This is a genomic window from Collinsella sp. LCP19S3_B7 (genome assembly GCF_052121795.1).
Lineage (GTDB): Bacteria > Actinomycetota > Coriobacteriia > Coriobacteriales > Coriobacteriaceae > Collinsella.
In genome coordinates this window covers 1-4,810 of the sequence record NZ_JBQKDO010000031.1, presented here as the reverse complement: position 1 = coordinate 4,810, position 4,810 = coordinate 1, and the positions used below count along the sequence as shown (strand labels likewise).

Sequence of the window (4,810 nt, the reverse complement as noted above, 5' to 3'; positions counted from 1 at the left end):
AGGCGAAGGCAGGTTAAACTGAAGGGGCTGACCCCGGAGGAGTTCCGGAACCAGCCCCTTGCGGCGTAGTTCTTATTTAAGCCGTCCAAGTTTTGGGGTGCAGTTCATTGTCTGCCACCGCCTTTTATACAGGATTTTATAGATATGTGGGGCGTTTACTCCATACCCAGCAGCTCGCGCATCTGGGTTGCGTAGTTAGATGCCATGTTGCCGTAGACAATCTGCACACCGCCGTTAACATGCACGATGCCACGCGCTTCGAGCTTTTCGGTAAACTCGGCGTCATCAACCACCTTGTCACAGTCATTGAGCTGGATGCGCAGACGGGTGAAGCAGGCCTCGACAGACTTAATGTTGTTGTCGCCGCCCACTGCCTCAACGATGGCGGGAATGAGGTCGCTGATCACGGTCTTGGGAGCCTTTTCGGCCTCATCGCCAGACTCTTCCTCACGGCCAGGGGTCTTTAGATCCTTCTTAAGAATGATGAACTTGAAGACGAAGTAGTACACCACGAAGTAGATGGGGCCGAGGAACAGGATAACCTGCCAGTTGGAGCCCTTGGCTGCACCCATAATGCCGTTAAAGATCAACGACAAGAGCGGGCCGCCAAAGGATGCGGAGCCGGCCACGTTGAACTGCAGGATATAGGTCAGCGCATAGGCAAGACCAGCCATGAGAGCGTGGAACACGTAGAGGATGGGCGCGATAAACAGGAAGGAGTACTCGAGCGGCTCGGTAATGCCGGAGAGGATGCAAGGCACCACGATGGCAATCATGAGCGCTGCGGTCTTCTTCTTGTTCTTGGGAAGCGCCGTCTTGTAGAAGGCGAGTGCAGCACCGGGCAGGCCGAACATGGCGAAGATAACCTTACCGTTCATGACAAAACGGCTGACCTCGATGTTAAACGGCGTGCTAGGAGAGCCCAGGATCGCGTTGTAGATATTGATAGCGCCCTGAACGGTCTGGCCGTCGATGGTCTCGACGCCACCGAGCGACGTGAAGAAGAACGGTAAATAGACAAAGTGATGCAGACCAAAAGGCAGGAGCATGCGCTCGCCAGCGCCGTAGACAAATGCACCAAAGGCACCCGTAGTCTTGATGAACTCGGACAGCGCACCGAGAGCGTTCTGGATAAACGGGAAAACAAAGGACATGACCAATGCGAGGACACTGCATGAGAGCAGCGTTACCGCCGGGATAAAGCGTGTGCCGTTGAAGATGGAGAACACGGCAGGCAGCTCAATCTTGTAGTAACGGTTATGCAGCCATGCGACGATTGCACCCACCAGAAGACCGCCGATAACGCCCGTGTCGAGCGTGGTGATACCGAGGATCGTGCTCTGGCCCGTCGTAAGATTGGCGGGATCGATAACGCCAGTCGCCGTAAGGAACGTGCCCATCACGGAGTTCATGCACATGTAGCCCAAAAAGCCACAAAGCGCCGCGGTAGCCTTCTCGGACTTGGCGAAGCCATAGGCGAGGCAAATCGAGAAGATAACCGGGATGTTGCTCATAACGATGCCGGCTGCGGCCTTAAGAATCGAAAAGAAAATCGCAAAGCCCGGAGCAGCAAGCCAGGGAACAGCTGCCGTAAGGGTGGGGCTGGTAAAGGCATTGCCAAAGCCCTGAAGGATGCCGGCGATTGGCAGGATCAGGACAGGCGTCATGAGGACTTTGCCCAGGCGCTGGAACTTTGCCAGCAGCTCATCTTTGTTCATGGGATACCCCTCTTAAAGAAACGGGGCGTGCAGTTCTACAACCCACACGCCCCATAACAGTTATCAAACGCTATGGAACTAGCTACTTAAGCTCCGGCCAGTAATCCTTATTGGCCTCGATGAGCTTATCGAGCACCTTACGCGCCTTCTTTGCGTCACCGACCAGACGATTAAGCGTGAGTGCCTGCAGGGCCTTCTCGTAGGAACCCTCCATCCAAGCCTCAACAGTCAGGCGCTCATAGGCGTACTGGTTCTCCATAAGACCGCGATAGAAGGTGCCAATCTTGCCAACAGCATAGGGCTGCGGGCCATTGGCGCCCACGCTTGCCGCGACCTCGACCATGGCGTCATCGGGCATACCCTCGATAATGCCGTTGTTGGGCACGATGACAATGAAGGTCTTGTTGGTGTTGCGATAAATGGCCGAGGTGATTTCCACGATCATATCGCCATGAGCATCGTTCTGCACAACCGAGGAGTTCTTTGCGGTGCCGACTTTGGCAACACGCTCGCACTCGGCGAACACGCGCTTCTCGCGACCGTTGATAACCTCGTCGGAGCGAGTGTAGTCGGGGTCGAGGTGAGCGACCTTGTACTCGGGATACAGATAGTACTGCAGATAAGTGTTGGGCAGATAGTCGGGGAAGTCCTCGAGCATATCCTTGACCATGGCGTAGGTATCAAGCCAGGACTGGTCACGCTGCTCAGCATCGGCAGGAAGGAAGCCGTTCTTCTCCGTGTACTCCTTAATCTGCGGGACGAGGTCATGGCCCTCTTCATCGTAGATGTGCTTGAACCAACCGAAGTGATTGAGGCCAAAGTACACAGGCTCCGTCTTGCTCATATCGCGACCGAGCAGGCGACCGTAAGAGCGCATGAGGTTGACAGGCTGGTCGCAGATGTTGAGAACGCGATGCTCATCGGGCAGGACGCGCTCGAGACCATATGCCACAATAGCAGCCGGATTGGTGTAATTGATAATCCACGCCTCCGGGCTATGGGCGCGAACGTCGTTGACGATCTCAACCATGTCATGCATGGAGCGCATACCGTAAGCCATGCCGCCAGGGCCCACCGTTTCCTGGCCGATGATTCCCATATGCAGCGGAATCTTCTCGTCCTTGCTACGCATCTCGTAGCCGCCGGTACGAATCTGGCAGAGCACAAAGTCGACGTCGGTGTAAGCCTCGTCCTTATCGGTGGTGTAACCAAACTCCACACCGGGCTCCTCCTCGGCGAAGAGAATCTTGCCAAACTCGCCGATCGGACGCTGGCGCTCGGCATCGATGTCATAGAGCATCACGCGGTTCAGCGGCAGAATGTCCATGTGCTTGGTCAGGGCTTTAAGAATGCCAGGGCACCACGTGGAGCCGCCGCCAACGATCACAATATTGAGCTTATCCTTCATGTTCCGTCCCTCCAGGGTTGGCTGATCGGTGTTCTCGAAGACCTTGGGCTCCGCGGCTGTCCTCGGCTTGCTTCGTTTCGATTGGTATTTTGCGACATAAGGTCGTTTGCAAGTCCCCGTGTGGGCCAATGCGAAACGGGGACACATGATTTCGCTCACGACACAGATATGTGTAGGCAGACACGCGCGTTTGCCCAGTTCATGGGCAATAGGCAATCTTGACCGATTACCGATTTCTCACCTGGCTACACAAAGCGGTACCATATGTACGGCGAGGTGCGAGGGGCTGAAACATCTTATGAAAGATCAAGAATCCTTTTATGATCATGTGCGAGCTGGCGAGAGCAAGCTCAACGATCTCGAAAGCGAGATCATGCGCTACATCATCGAGCTGCGTGATGATATTGACGATGTCACGCTTAAGAGCGTTGCCGAACGGTTCTTCGTCGCTCCCAATACAATTGTCAGGCTTGCCCATAAACTTGGCTTCTCGGGGTTTACGGAGCTCAAACAATCGTATTCCGCCTCGCTCGATCGCAATCGATTCACTATCGAGGCACTTCCTCTTGATACCCAGCTCGTACAGACCAAAGATCTGCTTAACGACCGGGTCATCGATTCGGTTGTGAGTCTTATCCAGGACGCCTCGCATATCGTGTTCTTCTGCTCGGGCTTTTCGAAATACCCGTGCCTCGAGATGGCTGAAAAGCTCAAAATAATGGGCAAGAATACCGACACGCTCAGTGAACGCCACGTCATGAGGCATTACGCAGAACTCCTCGGCAAAAACGACCTGGTCTTCAGCGTTTCCGTAAGCGGCGAGACGCAGGTGTCTATTGACGCCACATCGATAGCCAAAACGCGCGGATGCAAGGTTGTCACGCTCACCGGCTTTTCTCGAAATTCCCTCTCGAAACTAGCCGACTACCCTATCTACACCGTGCAAAAAGAAATCCGCTTGGGCAGCATGGACCTCGACAGTCGATTGATGTTCTATTACGTTTTCGAATTGATATTTGAGCGCTACTTCAAACTGGCCAAGAAATAAAACTTGGTATGCGCCCGGCTTCGACTCTTTAGCAGCCTTCTATATGAAAGGTATCGCCCTATGCAACGCGTACTGTTTATCTGTCATGGGAACATCTGCAGATTCAGAAAAATGCCTAGCTAGTTAGGATCCCGGCGAACCATATCGCGTACCTTACGACGTTTTTACGACTTTGAGCCCCGATGCGATATTGCCGTGATGGAGAAAAGCAACTCCTTTCGCCTTTCCCCAGTAGCTGAAGAACGGAGAATCGAGCATAAGCATTCCTTTCCGGTCGTCTCAAACCTCTGCAATTTGGAGGGTAAATCGCGAAAGCTAATATCTCAAACACCAGAAAAATCAAGTCGATGACCTCGCTCAACATTCACGATGTTAGTGTCGGAAAAATTTAGCCAAATATAGTCGGCCGAGATTGACCAATCCCGGCCGACCCATTTTGGCCAACACGCCCGCATCTATGACTTTCCTATCGCATTCCTACATCCCCTCGGGCTGGATCCCCCTCACCTTCACCGCCTGGGGGACGTGTTTAGGGCAATCTGATTGTTGCTAGTGCGGCACCCATTCTTTTCATCTACGGAAACGAAAAATTTCAGAAAAGGCAAAGGCATGCCGACCAGCTAGGCCTACCGTTGC

General features: G+C 53.7%; 4 protein-coding genes. 2 read left to right on the top strand and 2 right to left on the bottom strand.

Translation table 11 applies throughout. From position 1 onward, the window contains the following. On the top strand, nt 1-69 hold a 69-nt coding region (locus ACTQW0_RS08410; protein WP_441554575.1), incomplete at its 5' end, for an IS3 family transposase. 86 nt (nt 70-155) lie between these two features. Here the strand turns inward: ACTQW0_RS08410 and ACTQW0_RS08405 are convergent. Beyond that, nucleotides 156-1,718 carry a PTS transporter subunit EIIC gene (locus ACTQW0_RS08405; protein ID WP_427794056.1) on the bottom strand — a complete coding sequence of 521 codons (1,563 nt, stop codon included), beginning with the start codon at nt 1,716-1,718 and terminating at the stop codon, nt 156-158. Nucleotides 1,719-1,800: 82 nt separating this feature from the next. After that, entirely contained in the window at nt 1,801-3,126 is a 1,326-nt protein-coding gene (locus tag ACTQW0_RS08400; RefSeq protein ID WP_089573127.1) for a 6-phospho-alpha-glucosidase, read from the bottom strand. 298 nt (nt 3,127-3,424) lie between these two features. On the opposite strand from ACTQW0_RS08400, the gene ACTQW0_RS08395 reads away from it, so the two are divergent. Beyond that, complete coding sequence (locus ACTQW0_RS08395; RefSeq protein WP_117757480.1) at nt 3,425-4,174, top strand: MurR/RpiR family transcriptional regulator; 750 nt, start codon at nt 3,425-3,427, stop codon at nt 4,172-4,174. The last annotated feature ends 636 nt before the right edge of the window (nt 4,175-4,810 follow it).

Coding starts and splice junctions, on each gene's coding strand:
- ACTQW0_RS08400 (WP_089573127.1), bottom strand. CDS start 3,126: ATGAAGGATAAGCTCAATATTGTGATCGTTGGCGGCGGCTCCACGTGG.
- ACTQW0_RS08395 (WP_117757480.1), top strand. CDS start 3,425: ATGAAAGATCAAGAATCCTTTTATGATCATGTGCGAGCTGGCGAGAGC.
- ACTQW0_RS08405 (WP_427794056.1), bottom strand. CDS start 1,718: ATGAACAAAGATGAGCTGCTGGCAAAGTTCCAGCGCCTGGGCAAAGTC.